General features: G+C 57.8%; 1 protein-coding gene. It reads right to left on the minus strand.

Annotated features, from left to right (window positions below; translation table 11 throughout):
• Positions 1 to 307, minus strand: a 307-nt coding sequence (locus ACLRGG_RS21200) for a hypothetical protein (protein ID WP_416251566.1), incomplete at its 3' end; no start/stop codon positions are given.
• Between the last annotated feature and the right edge of the window lie 84 nt (positions 308 to 391).

The following is a 391-nucleotide window of genomic DNA, read 5'->3' on the forward strand; positions in this document are numbered from 1 at the left end:
CCGTCCGGTTATCCGCTGTGGAATCCGTACCGTCAATGCTGACGGGCCCGCCATCGACGCCATTATCCATTCCGGTGCTGGCGTCCTTATCCGACACGGAGCGTCCTCCGCCCGTCCGGTTATCCGCTGTGGAATCCGCACTGTCAAAGCTGCCGGTCCCGCCATCGACGCCATCGACGCCATCATCCATGCCGGTGCTGACGTCCTTACCCGACAAGGGGCGTCCTCCGCCCGTCCGGTTATCCACTGTATTACCTTTCGCTCCCGGATTAATGTCAAGCCGTGCATTCACCTTATCTGGCTGCACTTGCTCAACCTGCCTTTCTGACTGACCTGAGCTTTTTACAGAGTTATATACCGGGATATTTCCCTTTACATGACTGCCCGGCAG

The sequence above is a fragment of the Erwinia sp. PPS120 genome (assembly GCF_047918655.1).
GTDB lineage: Bacteria > Pseudomonadota > Gammaproteobacteria > Enterobacterales > Enterobacteriaceae > Erwinia > Erwinia tasmaniensis_A.